Source organism: Paraburkholderia sp. CI2, from assembly GCF_014201055.1.
GTDB lineage: Bacteria > Pseudomonadota > Gammaproteobacteria > Burkholderiales > Burkholderiaceae > Paraburkholderia > Paraburkholderia tuberum.
In genome coordinates this window covers 76,460-103,404 of sequence record NZ_JACHDL010000007.1, presented here as the reverse complement: position 1 = coordinate 103,404, position 26,945 = coordinate 76,460, and the positions used below count along the sequence as shown (strand labels likewise).

General features: G+C 64.6%; 19 protein-coding genes and 1 pseudogene. 7 read left to right on the top strand and 13 right to left on the bottom strand.

Annotated elements, in window-relative coordinates; translation table 11 throughout:
• Positions 1-27: 27 nt before the first annotated feature.
• Positions 28-1,623 (bottom strand): MDR family MFS transporter, encoded by a 1,596-nt coding sequence (locus HDG32_RS12465; RefSeq protein WP_184027056.1) that lies wholly within the window; start codon positions 1,621-1,623, stop codon positions 28-30.
• A gap of 137 nt (positions 1,624-1,760) precedes the next feature.
• Between HDG32_RS12465 and HDG32_RS12460 the strand changes: the two genes are divergently transcribed.
• Positions 1,761-2,600, top strand: coding sequence for an EcsC family protein (locus HDG32_RS12460; protein WP_184067092.1), 840 nt, complete (start codon positions 1,761-1,763; stop codon positions 2,598-2,600).
• Here HDG32_RS12460 and HDG32_RS12455 read toward each other — a convergent pair.
• The 8 genes from HDG32_RS12455 to HDG32_RS12420 all read right to left on the bottom strand — a co-directional run bounded on the left by HDG32_RS12455 (position 2,567) and on the right by HDG32_RS12420 (position 13,945).
• Positions 2,567-3,535 (bottom strand): alpha/beta hydrolase, encoded by a 969-nt coding sequence (locus tag HDG32_RS12455; protein WP_184067089.1) that lies wholly within the window; start codon positions 3,533-3,535, stop codon positions 2,567-2,569. The genes HDG32_RS12460 and HDG32_RS12455 overlap by 34 nt on opposite strands.
• 132 nt (positions 3,536-3,667) lie before the next feature.
• Positions 3,668-4,102, bottom strand: a complete 435-nt coding sequence (locus HDG32_RS12450) for a CHRD domain-containing protein (protein ID WP_184067086.1) — start codon at positions 4,100-4,102, stop codon at positions 3,668-3,670.
• Between the two features lie 440 nt (positions 4,103-4,542).
• Positions 4,543-8,955, bottom strand: coding sequence for an ATP-binding protein (locus tag HDG32_RS12445; RefSeq protein ID WP_409340027.1), 4,413 nt, complete (start codon positions 8,953-8,955; stop codon positions 4,543-4,545).
• A gap of 122 nt (positions 8,956-9,077) precedes the next feature.
• On the bottom strand, positions 9,078-9,824 hold the full coding sequence (gene aqpZ / locus HDG32_RS12440; RefSeq protein WP_090805580.1) for an aquaporin Z: 747 nt from the start codon (positions 9,822-9,824) through the stop codon (positions 9,078-9,080).
• A 244-nt stretch (positions 9,825-10,068) separates the two neighbouring features.
• Positions 10,069-10,713 (bottom strand): response regulator transcription factor, encoded by a 645-nt coding sequence (locus tag HDG32_RS12435; protein ID WP_184053864.1) that lies wholly within the window; start codon positions 10,711-10,713, stop codon positions 10,069-10,071.
• A gap of 108 nt (positions 10,714-10,821) precedes the next feature.
• Entirely contained in the window at positions 10,822-11,511 is a 690-nt protein-coding gene (locus HDG32_RS12430; protein WP_090802973.1) for a response regulator transcription factor, read from the bottom strand.
• Positions 11,512-11,645: 134 nt separating this feature from the next.
• Positions 11,646-12,314, bottom strand: a complete 669-nt coding sequence (locus HDG32_RS12425) for a response regulator transcription factor (RefSeq protein ID WP_184053870.1) — start codon at positions 12,312-12,314, stop codon at positions 11,646-11,648.
• Between the two features lie 266 nt (positions 12,315-12,580).
• Complete coding sequence (locus HDG32_RS12420; protein ID WP_184067083.1) at positions 12,581-13,945, bottom strand: MFS transporter; 1,365 nt, start codon at positions 13,943-13,945, stop codon at positions 12,581-12,583.
• A gap of 95 nt (positions 13,946-14,040) precedes the next feature.
• On the opposite strand from HDG32_RS12420, the gene HDG32_RS12415 reads away from it, so the two are divergent.
• Positions 14,041-14,928 carry a LysR family transcriptional regulator gene (locus HDG32_RS12415; RefSeq protein ID WP_184067078.1) on the top strand — a complete coding sequence of 296 codons (888 nt, stop codon included), beginning with the start codon at positions 14,041-14,043 and terminating at the stop codon, positions 14,926-14,928.
• Positions 14,929-14,999: 71 nt separating this feature from the next.
• Positions 15,000-15,358, top strand: a pseudogene (locus HDG32_RS12410) (c-type cytochrome); the annotation flags it as partial.
• Between the two features lie 45 nt (positions 15,359-15,403).
• On the opposite strand, the gene HDG32_RS12405 reads toward HDG32_RS12410, so the two are convergent.
• Positions 15,404-17,050 (bottom strand): methyl-accepting chemotaxis protein, encoded by a 1,647-nt coding sequence (locus HDG32_RS12405; RefSeq protein ID WP_184067075.1) that lies wholly within the window; start codon positions 17,048-17,050, stop codon positions 15,404-15,406.
• A 261-nt stretch (positions 17,051-17,311) separates the two neighbouring features.
• Here HDG32_RS12405 and HDG32_RS12400 point away from each other — a divergent pair, with 261 nt between their 5' ends.
• The gene (locus HDG32_RS12400) at positions 17,312-18,112 is read left to right on the top strand and encodes a hypothetical protein (protein ID WP_184067072.1); all 801 of its coding nucleotides are present in this window, start codon (positions 17,312-17,314) and stop codon (positions 18,110-18,112) included.
• Between the two features lie 149 nt (positions 18,113-18,261).
• Here the strand turns inward: HDG32_RS12400 and HDG32_RS12395 are convergent, their stop codons facing one another.
• Together HDG32_RS12395 and HDG32_RS12390 are read right to left on the bottom strand one after the other, a co-directional pair.
• Entirely contained in the window at positions 18,262-18,792 is a 531-nt protein-coding gene (locus HDG32_RS12395; protein ID WP_090802962.1) for a single-stranded DNA-binding protein, read from the bottom strand.
• 146 nt (positions 18,793-18,938) lie between these two features.
• Positions 18,939-20,126: an MFS transporter gene (locus tag HDG32_RS12390; RefSeq protein ID WP_184067069.1), complete on the bottom strand. Its 1,188-nt coding sequence runs from the start codon at positions 20,124-20,126 to the stop codon at positions 18,939-18,941.
• 302 nt (positions 20,127-20,428) lie between these two features.
• Here HDG32_RS12390 and uvrA point away from each other — a divergent pair, with 302 nt between their 5' ends.
• From uvrA to HDG32_RS12375, 3 genes are all read left to right on the top strand, one after another.
• Positions 20,429-23,302: an excinuclease ABC subunit UvrA gene (uvrA, locus tag HDG32_RS12385; RefSeq protein WP_184067066.1), complete on the top strand. Its 2,874-nt coding sequence runs from the start codon at positions 20,429-20,431 to the stop codon at positions 23,300-23,302.
• Positions 23,303-23,336: 34 nt separating this feature from the next.
• A complete protein-coding gene (locus HDG32_RS12380) occupies positions 23,337-24,422 on the top strand; it encodes an AI-2E family transporter (RefSeq protein WP_184067063.1) in 1,086 nt (361 codons plus the stop codon).
• Between the two features lie 284 nt (positions 24,423-24,706).
• Positions 24,707-25,933: a PepSY domain-containing protein gene (locus HDG32_RS12375; protein WP_184067061.1), complete on the top strand. Its 1,227-nt coding sequence runs from the start codon at positions 24,707-24,709 to the stop codon at positions 25,931-25,933.
• 58 nt (positions 25,934-25,991) lie between these two features.
• Here the strand turns inward: HDG32_RS12375 and purU are convergent, their stop codons facing one another.
• Entirely contained in the window at positions 25,992-26,861 is an 870-nt protein-coding gene (purU, locus tag HDG32_RS12370) for a formyltetrahydrofolate deformylase (protein ID WP_184067058.1), read from the bottom strand.
• Between the last annotated feature and the right edge of the window lie 84 nt (positions 26,862-26,945).

Genomic DNA, 26,945 nt, shown 5'->3' with positions numbered 1-26,945 from the left:
CTGCCTGTCCAACACCAAGTTCAAAAATCAGTCTGCGTGAATCACCGGCTCGAGCTTGCGCTGCAGCTTGATCGGCGGCACGCGGCGGGTTTGCCACACCGACACGACGGCGATCACCGCGGCCATCGCGAGACCCAGATGAATCGCCCCGACCAGCGCCTCGCGCGCACTTTCGAGCAACATCGCGCCGTTGTGGCCAGCGTGGGTCAACTGGTCGACGAGCGTGGTCTGCGCATCGCGGTTGATCAGGATCTGCGGATCGCCGAGATCGGCGAACCAGTGCGACGCGCCCGCGCCTTCGAGCGCATTGCGCACACCGCTCTTGTACATGTGGGTCACGAGCGTGCCGGTCAGCGCCGTGCCGATCATGCCACCGATCATCCGCAGCGACTGCAGCAGCGCGGTCGCGATGCCGAGGTGTTCGCGGCCCGCGGTCTGCTGCGCGAAGATCGTCAGGTTCGGCATCACGAAGCCGAGCCCGAGGCCGCCGACGACCATGAACGACATCAGCACCCATTGCTGCATCGAACGGGTCGCGACGACGATGCCAAGGCATGACAGCGCGACCATCGCAAAGCCGATGTACAGCATCAGGTTCGGATTCTTCACCCGCGACACGACGCGCCCGTTCGCGATACTGCCGATCGTGATGAACACGACGAGCGGCGTGATCACGAGGCCCGCCTCTTTCGGCGACATGCCGAAGCCGCCCTGGAACAGCAGCGGTGCGTAGAACAGCAGCGAGAACATCGTGAAGCCGCCGAGCACGGCCAGCGTGAACAGCGCGGCCAGACTGCGGTTGCGGAACATGTCGACGGGCAGGATCGCGGTCGGGCAGCGCTTTTCCCATTTCCACAGCGTGACGGCCGACGCGACGGCGAGCCCGAGCAGCGCGAACGCGCTCAGCGTGATGCCGTGCTTCGGCAGCAATTCGACGAACAGCTGCAGTGAGCCGAGCGCGATCGCGATCAGCAGCGCGCCGGGCCAGTCGAGCCGCATTTTGCCGGTATGTTCGACGTGCCGCAGATGCGGCAGGAAACGCCAGACGAAAAACAGCGACAGCAGCCCGACCGGCAAATTCACATAGAACACCGAGCGCCAGCCGTAGTACTGCGTGAGAAAACCGCCGAGCGACGGGCCGACCGCATTGGCGATGCCGAACGCCGAGCTCATCAGCACCTGCCAGCGCAGCCGCACGACGGAATCGGGGAACAGATCGGGAATGCAGGCGAACGCGGTGCCGACGAGCATGCCGCCGCCAATGCCCTGCAACCCGCGCGCGAGCACGAGAAACAGCATGCTGTTGGCCGCGCCGCACAGCACCGAGGCGCCGGTAAACACGACGATCGACGCAATCACGAACGGCTTGCGCCCGTAATAATCGCCAAGCCGCCCGAAAATCGGCACGGTGATCACCGAGGTCAGCAGATACGAGGTTGCGACCCATGCGTACAACTCGAAGCCTCGGAGTTCGGACACGATGGTGGGCAGCGCGGTGCCGACCACGGTCTGGTCGAGCGCGACCAGCATCGTGACGAACGAGATGCCGAGCATGGCCAGCAGGGATTCGCGGAACGGTAAGACTTGCCCACTCGAATGGTGAGCGGCGGTATGGACAGCCATTTTTGATGGAGCAAAAGTTGACGTGTCAAAAGATTGTGGATCATACCATGGTGCGACGCTCCAAGCGGGACGGAACGCGTCTTGCAACGCGGTAGACTGACTCCAGATACGCAACACACGACATGCCAGGGAGGCCCATGCAGCCGAGTTCGCTCGCAACTCCATACTTATCGGAGCAGGACCTCGCCGCGCTGCGGCGCGCGAAACACCAGCTCGAAAGCCCCGCGCTCACGATGAAGCTCGCGAGCGTCGTCGGCGCGCCGATCGAGAAGCTGCTATCGCGCATCCCGGCGTTCGCCAACCAAAAAGTGTCCGATGCGACGCAGGCCGCGTTGCGCAAATGTCTGTCGATCGCGCTACGCACGCTCGGCCGGCGCGACGACGCCAGGCTTCTCGCGCCCGACAAGCCGAACAACCTGCTGCACAAGTTCGCGGTCGCGACCACCGGCGCGGCCGGCGGGGCGTTTGGATTGATCGCGCTGCCAGTCGAGCTGCCGGTCACGACTACGCTGATGTTCCGCTCGATCTGCGACATCGCGCGCAGCGAGGGCGAGGACCTGACCTCGGTCGACACGCAGCTGCAATGCCTGACCGTGCTCGGCATGGGTGGTACATCGAGCGAGGACGACGACGCCGACCTCGGCTACTTCTTCATGCGCGGCGCGCTAGCGCAGGCGGTGTCGAGGGCGTCGTCCGAGGTGGCCAGCAAGGGCTTCACGACCCACGGCTCGGCGGCGCTGCTGCGGCTGCTCAACGCGATCGCCGCGCGCTTTTCGGTGCAGGTCAGCGAACAGATCGCTGCCAAATCGATTCCCGCGATCGGCGCGGTGCTCGGCGCGATGGTCAACACCGTGTTTATCGATCACTTCCAGCAGGTCGCGCACGGGCACTTCACCGTGCGGCGGCTCGAGCGGCAATACGGCCAGCAAACGATCGAAGCCGTCTATCGGACGCTCGACGTCACGCTCGACGCCTGAGCCCTGTTCGCGGCGCGGCTCGTCGCGCGTCGCACGAACGCGGCCGCGCGATCGAGTGCGCGGTTCGCCTCCGGCATGAACGGCGCGAACATCGGCCACACGTGCGGCAGGTTTTTCCACACCTCGCATTCGCAATCGACTCCTGCCGCGTGCGCATGGTCGGCGACGCGGCGCGCGTCGTCGAGCAGCACCTCGGTGCTGCCCGCCTGCAAGAACAGCGGCGGCAGACCGCGCAGGTCCGCGTAGACCGGCGACGCGTACGGATGCGTGGCCGGCGCGTCGCCGAGATAAACCTTGGCCGCGCGCTCGATCGAGGCGCCACAGAACATCGGATCGACGCTGTCGTTGGTGCGCAGGCTCGCGCCGGTCGTCGCCAGATCGGTCCACGGCGAGAACAACAGGCCGCCAGCGGGCATCGGTGCGCCGGCGTCGCGCAGCGCGACCAGCGTGGCGAGCGCGAGGCCGCCGCCGGCCGAGTCGCCGGCGACCACGATCGAGCTCGGTGCGATGCCCATCGCGAGCAGCTGTCGATAGGCGGCGGTGGCGTCGTCAAGCGCGGCCGGAAAGCGATGCTCGGGCGCGAGGCGGTAGTCGAGGGAGAAGAGCCGCGCGTCTGCGCGGGTAGCGAGAGCGAACGTTAGCGACCGATGCGTGCGCGGCGAGCAGAAGTAGTAGCCTCCACCGTGGCAATACAGCACCGTCGGCTCCGCGCCGCCGGCCGTGCCGCCGTCCACGCGTTCCAGCCATTCGCCGACGAGCGGCGCCTCGCCCGCGCCATACGTTTCGCGAAGATGCCAGCCGCGCGGCACGCGTGGCGACCACACCCGCTTCGAGGTCAGCGCGCGCGCCCGCTCGACGTTGATAGACGGCTTGAGGGTTTCGGGCCGGAACTGTCTGCGCAAATACCAGCAAGCGAGCGCGCTTTGCCAGCTCATCGGGACATGCTCCTTCGTTGAAGTCCCGTCATGGTACGGGCGGTGGCGGGGGCGCCGTTGGTTGGCGGGTTCTAACGGTGTGAAGCTGCTTTTGGCCGCGGCACGCGCGCTCGGCCCACGCGGGGCCCACGCCTAGTTCGCCGGCAACACCTGCCCGCGAATTTCGCCCGTCGGATTCTGCGCGGTATGAACATTGAAGTACCACTGCCCCGCCATCAGATCCGTGACCTGCTGCTCGGTCAGCTTCGCCGTGCCTTTGATCGGACTTGCGAGGCCATTCTTCTCGATCGGCACCTGGACCTTCGCGTTCTGGCCAACCGGCGCGGGACCGTGGAAATGCGCGGCGGTGACCGGACTGCTCAAGCCTTCGTAAGTAACAGTCCACTGCAGCGATTGGGTGGACGTGTCGAAGGTCGCATTCAGCATGCCGTGCCCGCGACTCACGCGCGGCGGCACTTCGCTCGACGGCTGGAGATTCGCCTTCAGCGCAACCGTATCCGCGAACGCAGCGCCCGACGCAAGCGCCCACACCACCACGGCCAGATTCAATTTTCGCAGCGAAATCATGGTCTTCTCCGGACATTGACGCGCCGCCGCGGCACCCGTGTCGGCCGTGCGGAGCTTCCACATACTAGTGCAAATCATTTGGAGCCGGTGAGGTTGGGATGGTGGCTTGCGCGGGCCGCTTTAATTCGAACCGGACTGTGATTAAAACAGAAGGCAAGGTGCGCAATGCGCACAGGCGTTCGTCACGATATGCCTAAAATACCGGCAAAAACGTAGTGCGAAATCGTTTTAATCGATTTAATCAAAAAGTTAATTGCGCGATTTGCAATGAATAAATGACGCCGTTCCTGGTATGCTTCGATTTGCGAGAAGTGACTCCTTCATCGAAGGATGTCTCCAAATCTTTAACGCGGCTTCGGCCGCGTTTTTTTTCGTCCCGATTTTGGTCGCGCCCGTTTGAATCGGCCGCGTATTCGCGCGAGGTCACCGCCCGCCGCCCGCTAGGCGAGCAATGCGGCCTGCTGTTCGATGCCATCGAGCATCGCCTCGCATTGGCGGATTAGCGCATGCCCCTCGTTACGCAACTGCTCGGGCGACTTCGCGACAATGTCGCGACGATAGGCTTCGAGCGCGTGTACGAGTGGCTGATACCGCAGCACGCTGGCCGCCCCCATCACCCGATGCAGCCACTCGGGCACCCGCCCCGTGTCCGCGCGTTCGAGTAACGTCGCAAGCGCGTTGAAGTCTTCGCGCATCGACGAGATGAATGAACCGAGCAACGCCTTGACCGTCGACTCGCTTCCCCATAACTGCGTCATGTGTGTTAGTTCGACGGGCACGTACGGTTCGACACCGACGCGCTGCGTGATCTGCCGCTCGCCGGCCGGCGCAGACGATTCGCGACCGCATGTTTCTGCCGGCGCGGGGTGCCGAACGGTGTCGGTGCCAAACCAGCGGCTCAGGTAGTCGCGCAACGTGGCAAGCCGAGTCGGCTTGATCAGACTGTCGTCCATGCCGGCTTCGCGGCACAGCCTCAGGTCGTCGGGCGCGGTGTTGGCCGTGATGCCGAGTATCGGCAGACGCTGCGCGCCGCCGCGCAGTGCCTCCGCTTCGCGGATACGGCGAGTCAGTTCGTAACCGGACAGGTTCGGCATATGACAGTCCGTGATCAGGCAGCCATAGCTCGTGCGCTCGAGCGCGAGAAGCGCTTCGGCGCCGTCGTTCGCGACGTCGCACGCGAACCCCAGCAGGGCGAGTTGATGGCGGATCAACTCCTGATTGACTGGGTGATCTTCCGCGACAAGAATCAGTCGCCCGCTCGCGATCGCGCGTTCACGATCAGGCGGCGGCGCGACGCCATCGGTCGAGAACGGCACGCCTCGCGCTCGCGGTACCATCGGGGACATCGACGACAGGCCCGTCATCGCGGCCGCGCATGCGGCGCCGAGGCCGCGCCACGAAATCGGATTGATGCTCACGCGCACCTTGTCGTCGAGGATGCGGTAACCCGTCGGCATCGGCTTTTCGGTCAGCGTGACGACACGCGCATTTGCGCCGATCCGTACGGGCAACGTGACGTCCTCGCCGACGAACAGCAGATCCGCGCGGCTCAGCAAATCGCTTTTGCCCTGCGTCGCCCCAACGGCCGAGAGGCTGCGCAGTTCGAGCCCGAGCGCCTCGCCGAAGTGTGCGAGAGCGCGGCCGATGCGCGGATCTCGCGTGATCACGACGGCGCGTTTGCCGCGCAGACCGTCGATCGAATAGCGCCGTTCGACGATCGGCATCGTCAGCCGCACGATCATCCTCGTGCCGTGGCCCGGTTCGCTGCGCAGCGCGAGCGTGCCGTTCATCAGGTCGATCAGCTTGCGGCAGATCGTCAGCCCAAGGCCCGTGCCGCCGAAGCGCCGCGTGGTGGACGACTCAGCCTGCACGAACGGCTCGAACAGGCCCGCCTGCACATCCGGCGCGATGCCGATGCCGGTGTCCTCAACGGTCAGCTCCAACGTCTGCGAGTCCGCGCGATCCTGGACGACCGCCACGCTCACACCCACCTCGCCCTTCGGCGTGAACTTGATCGCATTGCCGAGCAGATTGAACAGAATCTGGCGCAGACGCACGCTGTCGCCGCGGAGCGTCGCGGCGGCGTCGGTCGCGATGTCGACGCGCACTTTCAGCCCTTTTTCGTGGGCGCGCCCCGCGAGCAGGCCGACCGCGTTATCGACGAGTTCGCGCAGATCGATCGGCTCGGCTTCGAGCGTGAGCCGCCCCGCCTCGATCTTCGAATAATCGAGCAGATCATCGAGAATCTGCAGCAGCGCGCCCGCCGACTCATGGATCATGCCGAGCATTTCGCTCTGATCGGTACTGAGCGGCGTGCGCTCGAGCACTTCGACGAGACCGAGCACACCGTTCATCGGGGTGCGGATTTCGTGGCTCATCATCGCGAAGAAGTCGTCCTTCGCGCGCGAGGCCGCCTCGGCCACGTCGCGTGCCCGCGCGAGTTCCTCCGAACGCGCGCGCTCGACGCTCGCATCGACCCAATAGCCGCTCCAAACGACGCTGCCATCGGCTTCTCGCCGCGGCACCAGCTCGGCCCGCACCCACTTTGGTTGACCGGCGTTTTCGAGGCGGAACTCCATATGCACGGGGGAGGCGCAGCTCGCGGAACGCTCGAGCTCGGCGAGAACGCGCGGCCGATCCAGCTCCGACACTCGTTGGAAATCGACTCGTGCCCCCCCATGCCAATCACCCTCGCCGAGCAGATGCCGCGTGTCGCCGCCGATGTACGGGAAGGAATACGCGCCGGACGGCGAGCGCCGCAACTGGAACACGACGGCGGGCAACGAGCGCGTGACGTCGAACAGGCGCCGTTCGGTTTCGCTCGCGCGCATTTCAGCGCGCCGGATGTCGGTGATGTCGACCATCGTGCCAAGCACGTACGCCGGCTGCCCATCGCTGGCCTCGCAGACGCTCGTCCAGAAAATCCCATGCCGCGTCTCGCCAGCGCCGTCCTCGAACTCGAGTTCGACTTTCGCGATGCCGCCGCCGCGCAGGATCTCGCCCGTGATGTCGTCGAGCACGCGGCTGTTTGCGTCGCCCCATGTGCCGACCTCGGTCGTCGTGCGCCCGAGCACGTCCTTCCGCTCCAGCCCGCACGCTTTCTCATAGGCCTCGTTGATCGCGATGTACCGTCCGTCCAGGCCTTTCGCGATGAGCGGATACGGCACCGTCTTCATCATCGTTTCCTGGAAGTTCAATTGCAGTGCGAGTTCGCGCTCGGTCTGCTTGCGTAGCCGGACTTCGCGTTGCAGCAGCACGTACGCGCGCAACGTGACCAGCAGCACGACGCCGATGCCGATCAGCACCGGCAGCAGCCGCACCGCAGTCACGCTCCATACGGCGTTGTCCGGCGCGGCGGGACTCACCCACTTGCGCCGGATGCGCTGCTTTTCGGCTGCCGGCATCGCCTGCAACGCGCGATCGATCAGCTTGACGAGCGGGCTCAGATCCTCGCGCACAGCAAAATACAACGAGTCGGATTCGCCGAGCGAGTCGAGCACCCTGAGCGCGCCGACGTAGTGCTGCCGCAGTTGCACGTTGATCGCGGCAGCGTTGCCGACCAGCACGTCGGCCTCGCCGCTCGCGACCATGCGCATCGCCTCGCCCAGGCTCGCCGCGACGACGATGTGATCGACCGGCACCGTTTCCAACGCGAGCGGCACCGAGCCGGCCACATGCGGCGACATCACGACGCGGCACGACGTGATGTCGTCGAACGAGCATGGGGGCGGCGCGCCACTGCGCCCGACGATCACCAGCGGATCGCTCTCGTATACACGGCTATGGTCGGCGCCTACCAGAAGCGCGGCGCGACTCGATGTGGAGGACAGCATCGCGAGGTCGCCACGCTGGAACGCCTCGACGGCGGCGGCCCAGTCGGCCATGCGCGCGCGGTTGAACACGACACCGAGCGTGCTGCTCAGGTACGTGAGGTAATCGGCGGTCAGACCGACGGGGCGGCCTGCGGAATCAACATAGCTGAACGGCGCCCAGTCGTTGTCGAAGCCGACCTGCAACGGCGGCAGCGAACGCAGCCAGTTCTTCTCTTCCGGCGTCAACGTGAAGCGTGGTGCATGCGGCGCGGGCGCCGCGTTGAAGTTGCCGGACAGCCAGCGCGCGCGTATCGCGGCGGCCTCGGCGGGATTCATCGACACGAGCGCGCGGTTTAGCTGATCGCGCAAAGCAGGCTGGCGAGGCGATACGGCAAAGCGCAGGTCGAGCGCTTTGCCGCCTTGCTCGAACGCTACGCGCAGATTGCGATACGCGTCGGTCGCCAGTTCGTATTGCACGACCGGCGTGAAGCCGAAGTAGACGTCTGCATCGTCATGCAGTAGCGCGTTCAGCGCTTCGTGCGTGCTCGCGAACGGGACGATACTCGCGCGAGGAAAACCTGCGCGCAACAAACGCTCACGCGCAAAACCGCGCTCGATCGCGATACGCGCGCCAGCGAGGTCGGTGGGGTTCACATGCCGGGCGTCGTCGCGACGCACGACGGCCGAGGCGAACGAGTGGAAGTAAGGAGCCGTAAAGCTGAGGCAGCGCTCGCGCTCCGGCGTGCGCGCTATGCTCGTCAGCAGGTCGACCTCGCCGGCGCAAGCCGCGGCGACCAGCTTGGCCATGTCGGGAAAGCTCTTCGTCTCGATGACGACGTTCGGCCCCACGAGCGCGCGCAACAGGTCGCCGCTGACGCCGGCGAGCCGGCCGCCCAGCGGAATGTCGAACGGCGCCCAGCCTCTTTCGAGAATGCCGACCGTCAATCTGGCAGGAAATGCAATGGATGACGACGCGGAAGAACCCGCTCCCACTGCGGAAATTACGGGTGACTGTGACGCAGCGCCGGCAGGTCCGGCCATGCAGACCGCATCCGTAACCGCCAGCAGGAAAAACGCGAGCCAATGCGTCATCGAGTGGCGCGGCGAGCGCGGCCAAAGACACCGCAACAAACGCACCGGAAGTGGTGAGTACCGTCCCTCGCTCACGAAACGTCACCCTGCCCGTCCACCAACGACACCGAAGACGAATCGGCTCCGCCGTCCAGAAACGAAAACAGCACGCCAGCCGCGATTGCTCCGGCCAACGGCGCGGCCCAGAACAGCCACAACTGATCCAGCGCCCAGTTGCCGACGAACAGCGCCTGCGCGGTCGAGCGTGCGGGATTGACCGCTCCATTGGTGATCGGAATGGACACCAGGTAGACGAGCATCAGACATGCGCCGGTGATGAATGGCGCAATGGTTGCCACCTCTTTTCGAACGACGACCAGCAGGCATGCTCCGACAAACACGAACGACAGCACGCATTCCACGACGAGTGCCGCATGCAATGGATAGTCGGCGGGCGAATGAGCGCCGAAGCCGTTCGCCGCGAATTCACTCGCGGAGAGTTCGAAACCTGGCCGGCCGCTGGCGAGGTAGGCGAGAAGCGCCGCGGCGACTATTGCGCCCCAGATTTGCGCAGCGATATAGGGCAAGACATCACGCACGGGAAAGCGCTGCGCGATCGTCAGGCCGATGGTGACGGCAGGATTGAAATGCGCGCCGGAAATCTTGCCGAAGGCATAGCTGCCGGTAGCAAGCGCAAGACCGAACGCCAACGACATTTGCAACGCGCCAGTGCCCTGCAGCACGCCTGTGGTGTCCAGCACCGTACTGCCGCAGCCGACAAACACGAGCCAAGCCGTACCCACACCCTCGCTGCACAATCGCTTGCCTAGCGCAACCATCTCTATCCCGTCCATCAAGTATGAGGCACAGACGCCAAACGATCGCGCGAAGAGGTCTGCACCGGATTCCCCTGATCCATTGGTAATCGGATCACGAACCAGCCGCTTGGCAGTTGCGGCGCACGGCGCGCAATGACAGGCGGCCAAGATTATTGGGTGCCCCCCACGCCACGGCAATCAGATAAGTCTGATAAGGGCTACCTCAAATCCATCGAGAACAAGAATTTGTGACCGTTGCTGCGCCTCATATCAGCCCAATCTGAGTGGCGTAGTTGATCAGGTCGGCTTCTGTTTCCAGTCCGAGCTTGCGCATCGCGCTGCGTTTTTGCGTGCTGATGGTTTTGTCGCTACGTCGCAGACGTGTGGCGATCTCGTGCACCGCGAGGCCTCGCACATAGAGTTGAAACACCTCCCACTCGCGTGCGCTCATCACACCGCCGCGCCGGGGCGGCGCAGGCTCCGCGGTCGCAAGCGCGGCCCGAACCTGTTCCGATAGATGGGTGCCCCCGGCGGCAACGGCTTCGATTGCGTCGATCAATGCGTCCACGGCGTCGCGCTTGTCGACGATTCCAGTCACGCCGATATTGCGCAAGCCGGCCAACACATGCGCGCGCCCAATCATGGTCAGCACGACCACGTGGGGATGCGGCGTGCGCCGTAGCAGCCGGCGCAATAGCGGCACCGCGCTGGTGTCTCCGTCGAGTCCCGGCATGCCGATGTCCGACACGACGACGTCGCATGCGCAGGCATCGAGCAGCTTCGCGAGACCACGGGTGTCGGCAGCTTCGCCGACAATTTCGATATTCGGCTTGTCGCGCAGCAGAGATCGGACGCCCGCGCGAATGGAGTCGTGATCGTCCGCCACGACGACGTGAATCTTGTTTGGCATTCTTTTCCGTGACTTTTTTATGGTGTCGATCGGGCATACCGCACGAAATGTGTCCCCCGGTTATGCCGATATATTCGCCGCGCGCCTGCGCAGAATGTTGCCGCCCGCTTAACGGCTTTGACCAAGCCCTTCCGGCACTACGCCATACTCGACTGCGAAGCGAAACAGTTCGGCGTCGCTATTCAGCGACAGCTTGCGCATGGCCATGCACTTCTGCGCGCTGATCGTCTTCACACTACGTCCCAGCCGCGTGGCGATTTCCGTGACGCCGAGTCCTGACGCGTATTGCGTAAAAACCTCGAACTCTCGGCGAGACAGGGTGGCGCGCACGAAGTCGAGACGTTTCGTCAGCGTGACATCGGCCAGCATGGCGCGCACCGCCGGACCGACAAAACATTCGCGCGCCAGCGCCATGACCACCGCCACATGGATCAGATCGATACGATCACGTTTGCTCAGCAGCCCATCCACGCCGAGCGACATCACTTTGCGCAGCGTCGCCGCCTCCGTTTCCATTGTCAGAATGACGAGCGCCACGTTGGGATAGCGCGCCTTCAACTGCCTGACGACGTCGAACCGGTTGTCGTTGTGCCCTCCTGGCATGTAAAGGTCCATCAGCACGATATCGCAAGGACTGCGATCGACTTCGATGAACAGTTCGGCGACATCCGCCGCACGGCCAACCACCTTCAGGTCCGGATAGTTGCCAATCAGATTTTCTATAGCCAGCAGAACCAGCGGATGATCATCCGCAATGATCGTTCGAACAGGCGAGCCTGATGCAGCCATGAGGTTCATCGTCTGGCGCTCCTCGATACTTTCATTTCTCGACCTTGTTATGTGTGACCGGCGCTCACGCAATGGTCGAGCATTTCTATTGCGACAAACATCAGAGCGCTCTGAAATGGTACGAACAACCGTATGCCTGATGCTTAGTCTTCCGATTCGAGGAGGACCGTGCCGCAGGCGCGCACACAGGAAAAAAGCGCGGGGTCGTCGTTGACGCCAAGCCGCGCCATCGCTTCGCGCTTGTGCCGGCTCACCGTGCGGCGATGGCAGCCGAGCGCCGCCGCGATCTGCACGATGGACTCGCCGCTCACGAGCCTGCGCAGGATGTCGGTCTGCCGCTTCGACAGCAGCAGGGCCGACACGAACCGACCGTTGTCCGGCTGCAAACGCGCGAGCGTTTCGACTACCGAGCGGCCCAGGTAGCGCGCGCCGCGCGCACTGTCGCAGACCGCTTGCGGCAGTTCCTCGAGCGAATCGGCTTTGCCGATCACACTCACCGCGGCATCGGCGACGACGACACGCAACATCGCGGCATTCGTCTGCCCGGTCACGACGACGACGCGCAATGACGGCCACTCGCCACGAATGCGCCGGATCAGGCCGAGTCCGTCGCCAATCTCGCCGGCGGGCTCCGGCATGGAAAGATCGACGACGAGCACGTCGCACGGTGTGTGTTGCAGCAATGCGATCAACGCAGTGGGCATCTGCGCCTGACCGACGACGGACAGACCTTCGTGCGCCTCCAGTGTCGATTTCAGGCCAAGCAGGACGAACGGGTGATCGTCCGCCAGAATGATTCGAAGATTTGTCACGATTAGTCTCGCTCGTTATAAGAATGGTCGAAATGCGCGCGGCAGTGGCTGTGCAGGGGGCAGGCGTCGACCTGCGTCGCGGCACTCAAGCGACGTGCCGGAACAGCCATCTGATCACCCTCGCAAATTCACGACAATCGGAGCGTTCCTAATCCAGATCAATAATCGGGATAATTTATAGTTCGACCAAGCAATATGCGCACCGTGATTCGAATCGAATCAAAATCAATTCGGCAACGCAAAGCGCGCGCTGTTCGCCCCATGTCTCACGCCGCATCGCAAGCACGCGTCGCGCGCATCGCACGCGTCGACGCGGCGCGCGGAAACACCGGCAATGCGAGCAACGCGCAAGCGCTCGCCACCGTCCACACCAGCGGCCATGCTCCGATAGACAGCAGCGCCGGAATCGCGAGCGGCGTCACGAACAGCGTGAGGAACACGCAGGTGTTGCCCATCGCGAGCGCGGTGCCCGCGCGGCGAGTACCGGCGAGCGTCGCGAGTTCGGTGAACGCGACGCCGTGCCACGCCGACGCGCTAACTCCGCCGAGTACGATCATCAGCGCGAACGGCGCGACCGCCCCGGCGCGACGCAGGCCGATGAGCCCGGTCGCGAGCGCGAGCAGCACGAACAGCACGGCGGTCACCAGACTGCATGCCCGCATATACGCGCGGCGGTTGCCGCGCCGGTCGGTCCACGCGCCGCTCCAGACCCGCGCGATCGCGGCGCCAGTCTGCACCGCGGCCATCGTCGCGGTGATCGCGAACACGCCGGCACGCCCGAAGTCGTGCAGGAACACCGTGCCGAATGTGATCACGGCAATCTGCGGCATGCACAGCGCGCCCGCGCCGAGCGCGACGCGCCAGATCGCGATGTCGCGCAATGGGGAGATCATCGGCGGCGGTGCGCTGACGTTCGAGGAGTCCAACCTCCGACCGTTGCCCGCCGCAGCACGGGCCGTCGCAGCCGCGCGCGCCCCTTTGGGCGCCGGCGTATCGTCCGCGTGTGCGGGCTCGTGCAGCCAGCGCCACGCGAACCATGCGGTGATCGCGCACGCCAACGCCAGCACCGCATAGGCGCTCGCAAAACCAAAGTGCGAGGCGAGCACCGGCAGGACCACTGCGCCGAGTCCACCGCCCGCCGGCACGGCGGTCTGGCGGATGCTCATCGCGAGGCCGCGCTCGCCTTCGCGAAACCACGCCATCACCGCCCGGCCGCTCGATCCGTTGACGCTGCCGCCCAGCAGTCCGACCAACAGCAGCCCGAGCGCGAGCGGGACGATGCCGGGCACATGCGCGCCGCCCGGCGACACGAACAGCGCGAGACCGGCGAGCGCAATCGCGGTCGACAGCAAGCCGAGCAGCAGCACCCGGCGATCGCCCCAGCGGTCGGTTAGCAGCCCCCACGGCAACTCGCTGACCGCAATGCCCAGGCCGAGCATGCCGAGCACGAGGCCGAGCCCGTGGTTGCCCAGGTGGTAGTCCGAGCGCAGGAACACCGCTGTCGTCGGAATCCCCGAAAATGCCGCCGAAAAGCTCGCATTCGCGGCAAAACCAACGCCCAGCACCTTCCAGCGATGCCGCGCGCCGCGCTCGCCGGTGCCGCCCGACGCTGTCATCGATCCGTTTTCCATCACACCCTCCGTGTGTCATTCGAGGGTATGCTACGGCTGGGCATTCCATCGGCAAAGCCGGAAATTTAGATCGCCACCATCGGAAAAACCGAATCATGAGCCAGCGTGGTTTCGACCTTGCGCAGTTGCGGACCTTCGTCGCCGTCGCCGAATCGGGCGGGGTGTCGGCAGGCGCGCAGCGCGTGTTCCTGTCGCAGTCGTCGGTAAGCGAGCAGTTGAAGAAGCTCGAGGAGCGCGCCGGCCAGCCGCTCCTCGTGCGCAGCCGGCAGGGTGTGAGTCCGACGTCCGCGGGCGAGCGCCTGCTCGAGCATGCGCGCCGCATCATCGCGATGAGCGAAGCGGCCTTCGACGACCTGCAAGGCCGCTCGCTCGACGGCGAGCTGCGCATCGCGATCACCGATTACTACCGGCCGCACGACATCGCGCGCATCCTCAAGACGTTTTCGGAACAGCATCCGCGGCTGAAGCTGCACGTGACGGTGCTGCCGAGCGCGGTGATCGACAGCGGCGCGGACGATCACGCGTCGTTCGACATCGGTTTGTCGGCGCGGCTCGTCACAGGCCAGCTGCGTGCGCGCGGCGCGGGTGCCGGTGCCGCGAGCATCGTCGTGCGGCGCGAAAGGTTGCTATGGGCCAGTTGCGCCGATGCCGCCCCCCGCCCCATCGCGCCGTATCAACTGGTGCTGCTGCCGTCGACGTGTCAGTTGCAGCGCTTCGTCGTCAAGCTGCTCGACCAACACAAGGTACCGTACGTGGTGTCGCATTCGGCGTCGGGCGTCGCGGGCCTGCAGCTCGCTTTGAAGGCGGGGCTCGGGATTTCCTGTCTGAACGAGTCGTCGCTCGGCGGCGGCGTGGTGGCGTGTGCCGCGAACTTCGGCTTGCCACCGCTGCCCGCCATCGAGTTTCATCTGCTGCCGCGGCTTCCGGGCGAAAGCGAGTTGGTCAGCAATGCACGTGATGCGCTCGTGCGGCTCTTCGCATGACGCACAAATGAAATTCACAGCAAAATTTATCGATCGACATCAGCTAATCACACTTACATGATGCATTGCGATCGATAAGCCGCGGCGCGACGATCGCGACGCAGCACTGCTCAATGTGCCACGGCGTACTCGGCACCGTGCAGGTCACCGCGCCGGCGAAGGACCCGATGCGACCGCATCCAGGCTCGTGATGCAGGGCGACCCGCAACGCAATATCGCACCGTGCGCGGCGGGTCATGGCCAACTCGATCGCAAGGACGCGGCGCCGTGGCTCGGCGGACAGTCGGCGGCCTATCTGGCCGCGCAGTTGCAGGCGTTCGCTTCGGGCGCGCGGCGCAACGACATCAACGAGCAGATGCGCAATGTCGCGCGGCAGATGACGCCCGAGGAAATCGATGCCGTGGCGAGGTATTACGCGGCCATGCAGTAGTGGGACGGTGAGAGGTCGCGGGTTGACGCAGCGCAACGGCTCGCGTTACGCCGCGACAAACTCGCTGTCCAGTCTCCGCTCGCCGGCAACACCGGCCAGCTTCGCGCCGGGCGCCGGAGCACGGCTGCGCGATTCGCTGCCGGTCCGGAACACCGCCACCGCCGTCGACAGGCGCCGCGCCTGATCTTCCAGCGAACTCGCCGCCGCGGCCGCCTGCTCGACGAGCGCCGCGTTCTGCTGCGTGACCTCGTCCATCTGACCGACCGCGCGATTGACCTGATCGATGCCGGTGCTCTGTTCGAGCGCCGCCGCCGCGATCTCGTTCATGATGGAACTGACGCGCGCGATCGCGCCGACGATGTCGTTCATCGTCGTGCCCGAGCGCTCGACGAGCTGCGAGCCCTGCTCCACGCGGGTGGTCGACGCGTCGATCAAGCCCTTGATCTCCTTGGCCGCCGCCGCGCTGCGCTGCGCGAGCGAGCGCACTTCGCTCGCGACGACCGCGAAGCCGCGTCCCTGCTCGCCCGCTCGCGCCGCCTCGACTGCGGCGTTCAGCGCGAGGATGTTGGTCTGGAACGCGATGCCCTCGATCACACCAACGATATCGGCAATCCGCCGCGAATCGTCGACGATGCCGTGCATCGTGCCGACCACCTGCTCGGTCAGCTCGCCGCCCCGCGCGGCCAGTGTCGAGGCGCCCTGCGCGAGCGAGCTCGCCTCTTTCGCGTTGTCGGCCGTCTGCTTGACCGTCGTGGTCAGCTCTTCGATGCTCGCGGCCGTTTCCTCGAGCGCCGCCGCCTGCTCCTCGGTGCGTTGCGACAGATCGGCGTTGCCGGCCGCGATCTCGCTGACGCCGGTATCGATCGAATCGGTACCTTGACGAACCGCGTTGACGGTCGCGATCAGCGACTCCTGCATCTTGCGCAGCGCGGCCGCGAGACGGCCCGTCTCGTTGTCGCTGAGCACCTCGATGCGGCCGCTCAGATCGCCGTTGGCGATGCGCTGGAACTGCGCGATCGTCGCATCGACCGGCGTGACGATCGCGCGCACGAGCACGAAGCGGGCGAGCAAGCCGCCGACCAGCGACAGCGCAATGCCGATCGCCACCGCCGTGCTGATCGCGTAGAACAGGTCCTGCGCATCCTTGTAGCGCTGTGCGCCGTGATCGAGCTGCAACTGCTCGAGCGCGAGCATGGCCTTCTCGTACGCGCTGTACAGCGACGGCAGTTTATGCGCCTGCAATTGCTGGAAGGCGTTGGTGTCGCTCGACTTCAGCGCGGCGAGCGTCGGGTCGACGCCGTCGTGCAGGAACGCGTCGCGCTTCTGCTGCATGTCGGCGATCAGACGCTGCTCATCGGCATCCGTGCCCGCATGGCTCAAATAGTGGGCAAGCCGCTCGTCAGAGGCTTTGCGGTACTGATCGAAGCGCTTGAGCACGGCGCTCGCGCCGTCCTGATCGTTCAGCGCGACGAGCGACGCGTACGTCGCGAGCGCGAGCCGCAGGCGCAGCAGTTGGCCGGCGCTGCCTTCGAGGTCGGCGACGGCGGGCGTGTCGACCGTGTACATCTGTTGCAGCGACGCGTTCGACGAGCGCAGCGACAACAATCCCGCGGCCGCGCCGAGCAGCAGCACGATGCCGAAGAACACGATCATCAGGGTAAGGCTGGTGCGAATCGACAGCTTTTTCAACATCGGACTGGTCTCCTTGGGCTGCCCGGCCGATGATTCCGTATCGTTGACGATAGCTGCATGGCCACGCAGGCTGCGCCCACGCCGTTCGGCCCGGTCCGCAACTTATCTGAAAGTTAAGCAAACAGCACATTCGGGACAACGGCGTATCGGCCGAAAACTTTATGGTTGATCGCTCGCCCGGCTTGCGTTACATCAATAGAGTCCCGAAGCCCGTTTGCTGAAGCCCTTCTGTCGAAGCCCCTTCCTGCCCGGAGCGCGCCCATGTCGGAAATCGGTTCGGCCGTACTCGTGTTCGCGCTGCTGCTGATCGCCACCTGCCTCGGCGTCGGGGTGCGGCCGCTGCTGCCGGAAGAGCACAAGGCACACGAGACCGTACAGCTCGTGCAGCTCGTGATCGGCATGCTGGTGACGTTCGCCGCGCTGGTGCTGGGTTTGATGACGGCATCGGCGAAAGCGAGCTTCGACACCGCGTCGAACGATATGCGCAGCTATGCGGCCGAACTGATCGAATTCGACTCGACGCTGCGCGAGCTCGGCAGCGCGGCCGACGAATCGCGGCGCCTGTTGCGCCAGTACACGGCGGCGGCGATCGCTTCGACATGGCCGCGCGAGCCCGCGCCGAGCGGCGACTATCCGCGCGATCTCGGGCCGCCGGGCAATCCTCAGCAACTCGAAAACGTGCATCTGGGCGACATGCTGACTACGGTGGGGCGGCAATTGCGACAGCTGCGCACGCAGGATGCGTTGAAGCAACGTGCACTCGATGACGCGTTGACGCAGTACCGGCGCGTCATCGATGCGCGCTGGAAAATCATCGAGGAAGCGCACAGCTCGATTTCGCAGCCGTTCTTCAAGACGCTGACGTTCTGGCTAGGCGTGATCTTTCTGAGCTTCGGGTTGATCGCGCCGCGCAATGCGTTGGCGCTGGTGACGATATCGCTGGGAGCGGTGTCGATTGCTTCGGCGGTTTATGTGATCGTCGATCTCGACACGCCGTTCACCGGGCCGATCGTGATTTCGAGTCTGCCGTTGCGGGATACGTTGGAGCATTTGAGTCGGTGAGTTTCTGACGGAATGCCCCGTCCGCGCGTACGACGTAAAAAAAGCCGGCAAACAGAAGGCAGAAAGGCCCGCTTTCCTGGCAGAAAGCGGGCCTCTGTTTTTGTGTCGATCAGCGGGACGCTGGTCGGCTCGGCATCGAGCCGCAACGATCAGAACGGAATATCGTCGTCCATCTCGTCGAAGCCGCCGCCAGCCGGCGCGCTCGGACGGCTCGCACCGCCACCGCCGCTACCGCCACGCGAACCGCCGCCGGACGACATCGCGCGACCACCACCGCCGCCGCTGCGCTCCGACGGCTCGCCACGGCTATAACCGCCTTCATCGCCGCCACCCATCGACGCGCCGCCGCGGCCGCCGAGCATCTGCATCTGCTCCGCGACGATCTCGGTCGAATAGCGATCGGTGCCGTCCTGCGCCTGCCACTTGCGCGTGCGGATGCGCCCTTCGAGGTACACCGACGAGCCCTTCTTCAGATATTCCGCCACGATTTCCGCGAGGCGGCCGAAGAACGCGACGCGGTGCCACTCGGTGGCTTCCTTCATCTCGCCCGACGCCTTGTCCTTGTAGCGGTCCGTCGTCGCAAGGCGGATGTTCGCCACTGCGTCGCCGCTCGGAAGATAGCGGACTTCCGGATCGGCGCCGAGGTTGCCGACCAGAATGACCTTGTTCACGGATGCCATGAATTTCTCCTGTTGATTCCTGTTGCAGGCGGCGCGGCACTACGCGGTTCGCGTCTCACGGCCGGCAGGCCCGAGACCAGAAGAGCGCCTCTGCCCGCCGCCGGGTGAGTTCTGGATGATTCGGGAGGTGCCCCGAGTACGCTGTGTTATGCCTTGCGCGGCGGCTGTTTCATCTTTGCGGCGATTATAAGCCAGCAAAATACCAGCCCGGAGCAGGCGAAGAAAACCGCGCTCTGGCCGTGAACCTTCAGCAGCCAGCCGCCGACCACTCCGCCCAGCGCAAGACCGATCGACTGCGTGGTGTTGTACACGCCGGCCGCGGCTCCCTTGCGGGTACCGGGCGCGAGCTTCGACACCAGCGAAGGCTGCGAGGCCTCGAGAATATTGAAGCCGAGAAAGTACACGAACAGGATCGCCGCCACACTCAGAATCGTATGCGGAGCAACGCCCAATAACAACTGGCCGATCAGGATAAGAGCGATCGCCGACAGCAGCACGATCTTCATCTTGCCGCGCTTCTCGGCGGCGATGATCGCCGGCACCATCATCACGAACGACAGCCCCATCACCGGCAGATACACCTTCCAGTGTGAAGCGACCGGCAGCCCGCCCGCTTCGAGAATGCGCGGCACGACGAGGAACAGCGCGGTTTGCGTGGCGTGCAGCACGAGCACGCCGAAATTCAAACGCAGCAGCTCGACGTTGTGCAGCACTTCGGCGAACGGCGCGCGCACATGCACCGGCTTCGGCGCATCGGGCACGACCCATATCACGACGCCGATCGCGAGAATCGAGAACACGCCGACCAGCGTGAAGAGCCCGCTCATGCCGAGCCAGTGGAACACGATCGGCGCGCCGACGATCGCGACCGCGAACGACACGCCGATGCTGCCGCCGACCATCGCCATCGCCTTCGTGCGATGTTCCTCCGAGGTCAGATCGGCGATGAACGCGATCACCGCCGACGACACCGCACCCATCCCCTGAATCACCCGGCCGACGATGATCCACGTCATGTCGTGCGCGGCCGCCGCGACGAAGCTGCCGATCGCGAAGATCAGCAGGCCCGTCGCGATCACCGGCTTGCGGCCGACCTTGTCGGAGATCCAGCCATAGAAGATGTAGAGCATCGACTGCGTGACGCCGTACGCGCCGAGCGCGATGCCGACGAGCAGCACGTTTTCGCCGCCGGGAATGGTCTTCGCGTAGATCGAGAACACCGGCATGATCATGAAGAGACCCAGCATGCGCAGCGCGAAGATGGCGGCAAGCGACACGGTCGCGCGCAATTCGGGCGCGCTCATGCGTGTGGAGATGGCGGACGGATTGGACATCGAAGCGTTGTTTGAATGAACCGGGCGGCGAGCCCGTGGGGACAGCCTTGGCCGCCGGCACAGTGGAGCAGAACGAACAGGCAGGCGGCTAGCCCCGGCATATCGGCGGGTCCGCGCCGACGAGACGCGCAAAGCCCGTGCCCCATCGCCCCCGCTCGCCCCTCGCGGCATCTTGTACTCACGGAAAACGGCCCCAGCTACGCCTTTTTCCCGCTGTCAGCACACCGTAACGGCGGTCTGGAAAAGTCGTTATAGTAGCAGGTTTGGCCTCTTTCCCTTTCCGCAGTTCATGGAATAAATCCGTGGAACAAATCCGTATTCGTGGGGCTCGCACCCACAACCTGAAGAACGTCAATCTCGACCTACCGCGTCACAAGCTCGTCGTTATCACGGGGCTTTCGGGCTCCGGCAAATCGTCGCTGGCGTTCGATACGCTGTATGCGGAAGGACAGCGGCGCTACGTCGAAAGTCTGTCCGCCTATGCGCGGCAGTTCCTGCAACTGATGGAAAAACCGGACGTCGACCTGATCGAAGGGTTGTCGCCGGCCATTTCGATCGAACAGAAGGCGACCTCGCACAATCCGCGTTCGACGGTCGGCACCGTCACCGAAATCCACGACTATCTGCGCCTGCTGTTCGCGCGCGTCGGCACGCCCTACTGCCCCGATCACGAGATTCCGCTCGAAGCGCAAAGCGTGTCGCAGATGGTCGACACGGCGCTCGCGCTGCCTGAAGAAACCCGCGTGATGATCCTCGCGCCCGTCGTCAGCGATCGCAAGGGCGAGCACACGGATCTGTTCGAGGACATGCAGGCGCAAGGCTTCGTGCGCTTTCGCGTGCGCTCGGGCGGCGGCACCGCCAACGAAGGCACCGCGAAAATCTATGAAGTCGACTCTCTGCCGAAGCTGAAGAAAAACGACAAGCACACGATCGACGTCGTGATCGATCGTCTGCGCGTGCGCCCCGACATGAAGCAGCGCCTTGCCGAATCGTTCGAAACGGCGCTGCGTCTCGCCGACGGCCGCGCGATCGCGCTCGAAATGGATACGGACAAGGAGCACCTGTTCAGCTCGAAGTTCGCCTGCCCGATCTGCTCGTATTCGCTGCAGGAACTCGAGCCGCGCCTGTTCTCGTTCAACAACCCGATGGGCGCGTGCCCCGAATGCGACGGCCTCGGGCAGATAACGTTCTTCGATCCGAAGCGGGTGGTCGCGCATCCGTCGCTGTCGCTCGCGGCGGGCGCGGTGAAGGGCTGGGACCGGCGCAACCAGTTCTACTTCCAGATGCTGCAGAGCCTCGCGGCGTTCTACGACTTCGACATCGACACCGCGCTCGAGGACCTGCCGGAAAAAGTCCGCAAGATCCTGCTGTACGGTTCGGGCAAGCAGGAAATTCCGTTCTCGTACATCAACGAGCGCGGCCGCACGTCGGTGCGCGAGCACGTGTTCGAAGGGATCATCCCGAATCTGGAGCGGCGCTACCGCGAAACCGATTCGTCCGCGGTGCGCGAAGAACTCGCCAAATACCAGAATAACCAGCCATGCCCGGCGTGCGCGGGCACGCGGCTGCGTCGCGAGGCGCGCTTCGTGCGCATCGGCGCGGACAGCGACGCGCGCGGCATCTTCGAGATCAGCGGCTGGCCGTTGCGCGATGCGCTCGGCTACTTCCAGACCCTGCGTCTCGAAGGCTCGAAGCGCGAGATCGCCGACAAGGTCGTCAAGGAAATCGTCGCGCGTCTGATGTTCCTCAACAACGTTGGACTCGATTACCTGTCGCTCGAACGCAGCGCCGAAACGCTGTCGGGCGGCGAAGCGCAGCGCATTCGCCTCGCTTCCCAGATCGGCTCGGGGCTGACCGGCGTGATGTACGTGCTCGACGAACCGTCGATCGGCCTGCATCAGCGCGACAACGACCGGCTGATCTCGACGCTCAAGCATCTGCGCGATCTCGGCAACTCGGTGATCGTCGTCGAGCACGACGAGGACATGATCCGCATGGCCGACTACGTGGTCGACATGGGCCCGGGCGCCGGCGAGCACGGCGGCATGGTGATCGCCGAGGGCACGCCGAAAGAGGTGCAGAAGAACGCGGCGTCGCTGACGGGCCAATACATGTCCGGCGCGCGCACGATCGAATACCCCGACGAGCGCAAGGATCCCGACGAGCGGCGCCTGCGCATCGTCGAAGCGTACGGCAACAATCTGCACAACGTCACGCTCGATCTGCCGGTGGGTCTTTTGACCTGCGTGACCGGCGTGTCCGGCTCGGGCAAGTCGACGCTGATCAACGACACGCTGTATCACGCGGTCGCGCATCATCTGTACGGCTCGGCCACGGAGCCTGCGCCGTACGAGTCGATCGAGGGCCTCGAACACTTCGACAAGGTGATCAACGTCGACCAGTCGCCGATCGGCCGCACGCCGCGCTCGAATCCGGCCACCTACACGGGCCTTTTCACGCCGATCCGCGAGCTGTTCGCGGGCGTGCCGGCCGCCAAGGAGCGCGGCTACGATCCGGGCCGCTTCTCGTTCAACGTGAAGGGCGGGCGCTGCGAATCGTGCCAGGGCGACGGCGTGCTGAAGGTCGAAATGCACTTCCTGCCCGACGTGTACGTGCCGTGCGACGTGTGCCACGGCAAGCGCTACAACCGCGAAACGCTCGATATCCAGTACAAAGGCAGCAACATCAGTGAAGTGCTCGACATGACGGTCGAACGCGCGTACGAGTTCTTCAAGGCCGTGCCGGTCGTCGCGCGCAAGCTGAAAACCCTGCTGGACGTGGGTCTCGGCTATATTCGCCTGGGTCAGTCGGCCACCACGCTGTCGGGCGGCGAGGCGCAGCGTGTGAAACTGTCGCTGGAACTGAGCAAGCGTGATACCGGTCGCACGCTATACATCCTTGACGAACCGACTACCGGCCTGCACTTTCACGATATCGCGCAGTTGCTGGAAGTCATACACCGGTTGCGTGACCAGGGTAATACCGTCGTGATCATCGAACATAATCTCGATGTAATCAAAACTGCGGACTGGGTCATTGATCTCGGCCCCGAAGGCGGCGCCGGCGGCGGACAGATCATCGCCCAGGGCACGCCCGAGCAGGTCGCGAAGTCGAAGGCCAGTTTTACCGGCAAATATCTGGCGCCGCTGCTCAAGCGCGCCGCCACCACAAAGTAACGCTGCACTACCGAGGTTGGAGACGGGATAAGCCATGACCAAGCGTATTCAGGCGCGCGAAGAAGATCGGGTGCAGGACCTGCGCCCGCGCCCGGTCAGGCTGACCAGCGACATGAGTCTGCCGAAGCTGTCGGCGGTCGAGATCGGCAGCTACGTGGTGATGCTGTTCGGCATGTGGGCGGTGATCGAACTGAAGCTGCTCGGCGCGCTGCTCGCCGGGCTGCTGGTGTTTCAGCTCGTGCATATGATCGCGCCGCGCATCGAGCGTCACATGTCGAGCAAGCGGGCGCGCTGGCTCGCGGTGGTGATTCTGTCGACGCTGATCGTCGGCGCGCTGACGGGACTCACGCTCGGCATCATCTCGCATTTCGAGAACGACGTGCCGAGCGTGCAGGCGCTGCTCGATCAAGCGATGCAGCTGATCGACGAGGCGCGCGGCAGAATTCCGCAATTCGTCGCGAACTCTCTGCCGGTCGACACCGAGCAGATGAAGACGAAGGCCGCCGAACTGATGCACACGCACGCGAACATGCTGCAGAAAAGCGGCACGACCGTGGCGCGCGCGTTCACCCACGTGCTGATCGGCATGATCATCGGCGCGATCATCGCGGTCGGTGCGCAGAAGCATATCCAGCGGCTGCCGCTGTCCACCGCGTTCGTCACGCGGGTCACGCGGTTTGCCGACGCGTTTCGCCGCATCGTGTTCGCGCAGGTGAAAATCTCCGCGCTCAACGCGGTATTCACGGCGATCTTCCTGCTCGTGATCCTGCCGATCTTCCACGACCGGCTGCCGCTGTCGAAGACGCTCGTGCTCGTCACGTTCATCGTGGGTCTGCTGCCGGTGATCGGAAATCTGATCTCGAACACGATCATCGTCGCGGTCGCGCTGTCGGTGAGTTTCCCGGCGGCGATCATGTCACTTGTGTTCCTGATCCTGATTCACAAGCTCGAGTACTTCCTGAACGCGCGGATCGTCGGCGGGCAGATCGAGGCGCGCGCGTGGGAGCTGCTAATCGCGATGCTGGTGATGGAAGCGGCGTTCGGTCTCGCCGGGGTCATCGCGGCGCCGATTTTTTATGCGTACATCAAGCGGGAGCTCATTTATTTGCGGTTGGTGTGAGTTGGGCTGGGTCGAGTAGCAAAAGTCAGCACTCACTAGCGCTCTGCAGCACACGCGGCAGTCCACACAGGCGACGAAAGCGCAAGCGGCACTTCGGTGCCGCTTTTTTTTGCTTCCCGCGACCCTGCATCGTCGCCTCTTGCTGACAGAAAACTTGCAGCCGACCGCGCCAACCCCTAAGATGCGAACAATTCCTATTTACACCCAGTCCGCATCGTGACGTTTCACCTGATCTCCCACCCACGTCTCCGCCTGGGTCCCTGTTGCGCGTTGCCGGCTCGCGCATGAGACGCCAGCTTGTCCGCCTGCACCGCTGGTTCGGCGTCGCGACCGCACTGTTTCTGTGGGTCGCGGGCCTGACGGGCGCGATCATCGCGTGGGACCACGAGCTCGATGCCGCGCTGAACCCGTCGTTTTACCAGGCTCGCACGGTCGGGCCGACGCTGTCCGGCCTCGAACTGGCGAATCGCGTCGAAGCCGCCGATCCGCGTCTTCGGGTGACCTATCTGCCGCTCGCGGTCGAAGCGGGCCACACGCTGCAGATGATGGTGCTGCCGCGCACCGATCCGGCGACGAAGCAGCCCTATCCGCTCGATTTCAATCAGATCGCCGTCGATCCCGTCACCGGCGAGGTCCAGGCACGCCGCGAATGGGGCGCCGTGTCGCTCGCGCGACTCAACCTGATTCCGTTCATCTACAAGCTGCACTACACGCTGCAGTTGCCGTTTACCGGCGGTGTCGACCTTGGCACCTGGCTGATGGGGATCGTCGGCATCGTGTGGCTCTTTGACTGCGTGATTGCGCTGTGCCTGTCGTTTCCGAGCCTGAAGGCCTGGCGCAAGTCGTTCACGCTCCGCCTGAAACGCGGCGGCCATGCGTTGACGTTCGATCTGCATCGCTCCGGCGGCATATGGATCTGGAGCCTGCTGGCGATCGTCGCGCTGACGTCGATTGCGATGAATCTGTCGTCCCAGGTGGTGCGGCCGATCGTGTCACGACTGTCGACGCTGACACCCGATCCGTTCAGCAACCCCGAAATCCTGCGCGCGCCGCAACCCGGCGATCAGGTGGTGAGCCGCGAGCGCATCGTCGAACTCGCCGGGCAGGCCAGCAAGGAAATGCATGTCGCCGCGCCGCCGGGCGCGCTCTACTACGCCGAATTCATGCACGCGTATGGCGTCGGCTTCTACACGTCCGGCAACGACCACGGCGACACCGGCCTCGGCAACCCGTGGATGTATTGGGACGCCGCCACCGGCAAGCGGCTCGCCGCGCGGATTCCCGGCCAAGGCACGGCCGGCGACATCTTCCTGCAGGTGCAGTTTCCGCTGCACTCGGGGCGCATCCTCGGTCTCGGGGGGCGGATTCTGATCAGCGCGGTGGGGGTGGCGGTGGCCGTGCTGAGCGTCACGGGCCTGCTGATCTGGCTGAAGAAGCTGAACGCGCGCCGTCGTTCCGCGCAAAACGCGAATCTCGCGAGAAGCACGGGCGGCGCGGCAGCGGGTTCGTAACACGAGCAGGTAAAGGACCGCGCCGACCTCGACCGGCGCAGTGTTACTGGCGCGGCTCCTAGCGGAACACCACCGTCTTGCTGCCGTTCAGCACGACGCGATGCTCCACGTGCCACTTCACCGCGCGCGCGAGCGTGACGCACTCGACGTCGCGGCCGATCGCCGTCAGTTGTTCCGGCGTCATGCTGTGGTCCACACGCTCGACTTCCTGTTCGATGATCGGACCTTCGTCGAGATCGGTCGTCACATAGTGGGCGGTTGCGCCGATCAGCTTCACGCCGCGGTCGAACGCCTGGTAGTACGGCTTCGCGCCCTTGAAGCTCGGCAGGAACGAGTGGTGGATGTTGATCGCGCGGCCGGCGAGCGCCTCGCACAGGTTCGGCGACAGGATCTGCATGTAGCGCGCGAGCACCACGAGGTCGGCCTGATGCTCGTTGATCACTTCGAGCACGCGCGCTTCCTGCGCGGTTTTCGCTTCGGGCGTGCCGCCGAGCAGCGGGAAATGGTGGAACGGGATGTCGTAGCTCGCGGCGAGCTGGTAGAACTCCTTGTGGTTCGAGATGATCGCCGGGATGTCGATGTTCAACTGACCGGTGCGGTAGCGGAACAGCAGATCGTTCAGGCAGTGGCCGATCTTCGACACCATGATCACGACGCGCGGCTTCACGTTCGCGTCGTGCAATTCCCAGCTCATGCCGAACTGCTCGGCGAGTGTCACGAACGACGCGCGCAGCGCGTCAAGCCCCGGATCGCCGCCCACCTGCTGAAAATGCACGCGCATGAAGAACTCGCCGGTGCGGCTGTCGCCGAACTGCGCGGAGTCGAGAATATTGCTGCCCCGCTCGAACAGAAAGCCCGACACGGCGTGAACGATGCCGGGCCGGTCGGCGCACGACAGTTTGAGGATAAAGCTGTGATCGGTCGACATGACCTCGGTGACTCCCTTCTTCAATGCGTGGTTTGTTTCAGTGCGTACTGGCTGCACGGGTTGAGCTCGACTGATGAGCCTGAG

Excerpts from the sequence above, each read along its gene's own strand:
- HDG32_RS12465 (WP_184027056.1), bottom strand. The coding sequence starts at position 1,623 with ATGGCTGTCCATACCGCCGCTCACCATTCGAGTGGGCAAGTCTTACCG.
- HDG32_RS12435 (WP_184053864.1), bottom strand. The coding sequence starts at position 10,713 with ATGCCAAACAAGATTCACGTCGTCGTGGCGGACGATCACGACTCCATT.
- HDG32_RS12445 (WP_409340027.1), bottom strand. The coding sequence starts at position 8,955 with ATGGCCGGACCTGCCGGCGCTGCGTCACAGTCACCCGTAATTTCCGCA.
- HDG32_RS12460 (WP_184067092.1), top strand. The coding sequence starts at position 1,761 with ATGCAGCCGAGTTCGCTCGCAACTCCATACTTATCGGAGCAGGACCTC.
- HDG32_RS12375 (WP_184067061.1), top strand. The coding sequence starts at position 24,707 with ATGAGACGCCAGCTTGTCCGCCTGCACCGCTGGTTCGGCGTCGCGACC.
- HDG32_RS12405 (WP_184067075.1), bottom strand. The coding sequence starts at position 17,050 with ATGTTGAAAAAGCTGTCGATTCGCACCAGCCTTACCCTGATGATCGTG.
- HDG32_RS12450 (WP_184067086.1), bottom strand. The coding sequence starts at position 4,102 with ATGATTTCGCTGCGAAAATTGAATCTGGCCGTGGTGGTGTGGGCGCTT.
- HDG32_RS12380 (WP_184067063.1), top strand. The coding sequence starts at position 23,337 with ATGACCAAGCGTATTCAGGCGCGCGAAGAAGATCGGGTGCAGGACCTG.
- HDG32_RS12400 (WP_184067072.1), top strand. The coding sequence starts at position 17,312 with ATGTCGGAAATCGGTTCGGCCGTACTCGTGTTCGCGCTGCTGCTGATC.
- HDG32_RS12415 (WP_184067078.1), top strand. The coding sequence starts at position 14,041 with ATGAGCCAGCGTGGTTTCGACCTTGCGCAGTTGCGGACCTTCGTCGCC.
- aqpZ (WP_090805580.1), bottom strand. The coding sequence starts at position 9,824 with ATGGTTGCGCTAGGCAAGCGATTGTGCAGCGAGGGTGTGGGTACGGCT.
- HDG32_RS12395 (WP_090802962.1), bottom strand. The coding sequence starts at position 18,792 with ATGGCATCCGTGAACAAGGTCATTCTGGTCGGCAACCTCGGCGCCGAT.
- HDG32_RS12420 (WP_184067083.1), bottom strand. The coding sequence starts at position 13,945 with ATGGAAAACGGATCGATGACAGCGTCGGGCGGCACCGGCGAGCGCGGC.
- HDG32_RS12390 (WP_184067069.1), bottom strand. The coding sequence starts at position 20,126 with ATGTCCAATCCGTCCGCCATCTCCACACGCATGAGCGCGCCCGAATTG.
- purU (WP_184067058.1), bottom strand. The coding sequence starts at position 26,861 with ATGTCGACCGATCACAGCTTTATCCTCAAACTGTCGTGCGCCGACCGG.
- HDG32_RS12430 (WP_090802973.1), bottom strand. The coding sequence starts at position 11,511 with ATGAACCTCATGGCTGCATCAGGCTCGCCTGTTCGAACGATCATTGCG.
- HDG32_RS12455 (WP_184067089.1), bottom strand. The coding sequence starts at position 3,535 with ATGAGCTGGCAAAGCGCGCTCGCTTGCTGGTATTTGCGCAGACAGTTC.